At 41.3% G+C, this 1,221-nt stretch carries 3 protein-coding genes; all 3 read right to left on the minus strand.

Annotated features, from left to right (window positions below):
- Positions 1–269: 269 nt before the first annotated feature.
- The 3 genes from GQS10_RS22790 to GQS10_RS22800 all read right to left on the minus strand — a co-directional run bounded on the left by GQS10_RS22790 (position 270) and on the right by GQS10_RS22800 (position 912).
- Entirely contained in the window at positions 270–476 is a 207-nt protein-coding gene (locus GQS10_RS22790; RefSeq protein WP_166246609.1) for a heavy-metal-associated domain-containing protein, read from the minus strand.
- Between the two features lie 16 nt (positions 477–492).
- Entirely contained in the window at positions 493–657 is a 165-nt protein-coding gene (locus GQS10_RS22795; protein WP_166246611.1) for a hypothetical protein, read from the minus strand.
- An 81-nt stretch (positions 658–738) separates the two neighbouring features.
- On the minus strand, positions 739–912 hold the full coding sequence (locus tag GQS10_RS22800; RefSeq protein WP_166246613.1) for an asparagine synthase: 174 nt from the start codon (positions 910–912) through the stop codon (positions 739–741).
- Positions 913–1,221 lie beyond the last annotated feature (309 nt).

Raw genomic sequence — 1,221 nt, forward strand, 5'->3', positions numbered from 1 at the left:
ACTGCTTGTCCGTCGCTCTCGGCGACAGGAATTTTATAATAACATACCAGTTTCAAAAACACAAGAGGAAGATTTAAGTAAGTTGTTGAAGTCTTTCATTATTTGATTTCCTCGAGCGAGAAAACCATCTTAACATATACCTGATCTCAATCCAATATATAAATTGTTCCAAAGCACAAAACCATCATTTAACCGCAATTGCTTAAAGATCAAAAAGGAATCCCATCACAGTAAAAATGCCGCACATCAGGAAGAGGCGGCATTTTTATTTATTCAATTAAGTATCCTGCACTTGTAACTGCACTCTTAATTTCATTCATTCCTGTTTCATTCTCGTTATACTCAATAAACAGCTTAGAGTCAGCCAAATCGATCATCGCCCGTTCTACACCATTAATATTCGTTACCGCTCCTTCAACCTCATCTACGCAGCGTCGGCACGTAAGCCCCTTTACGTTTAAAAATGCTTCGACCATTTCTTCGCTCCTCATCTTATTCAAAACTCGTTTCTTCATCCGTTTGTTCGGCTGCTTCATAAGCATTTTCTTTCGGTACATTCGTCAATTGCTCTTTTTGCTGAACCCAGTATTCGATATTACGATACAATTGCTGATACGACCCTGCCGGTTCATGACTATAATCGTCATAAAAATTCATCATTTATTCTCCTTTACTTTAGGTTTTAATGATGCGGCATGAAAAGGCCAAGAAACATCTTTAGTTTCTTGGCCGCCTTCGTCAACGTCGATGCTCGATCAAGTCAATCGCTCCAAGAACGATATGAGCTGCACCAAAACCGATCAGACCATCCGAGATCGGCTTGCTCATTCTATTGCCATTTCGCATTGCAATACCTGTTGCAGTTACAGCTGCGCCTAACACTGTTGGGATTAACCCTTCTCGTACACCCACGTGACAACCCCTCCATCAAGTTTTATTGACTTCAGAAGCCATCAGTATTATGACACTCCAGCAGTTAAATGATGTTTGGTTTATGATGGCATAACGGTTGAAAAGCAAAAACAGCAAGCACTTAATTGTGCTTGCTGTTCATTCCTTCTATGTAAGCCCATAACATGGGCTCATTCCCTGAAAACCGGATGCGATAAACGAGTGTGTGCAAACTTGTTGCTTGTTTATTGGATAAGCCCTCGACCGATTAGTATTCGTCAGCTCCACGCATTGCTACGCTTCCACCTCGAACCTATCAACCTCGTCGCT

This window comes from Paenibacillus turpanensis (assembly GCF_011421635.1).
Classification (GTDB): Bacteria; Bacillota; Bacilli; order Paenibacillales; family YIM-B00363; genus Paenibacillus_AK; species Paenibacillus_AK turpanensis.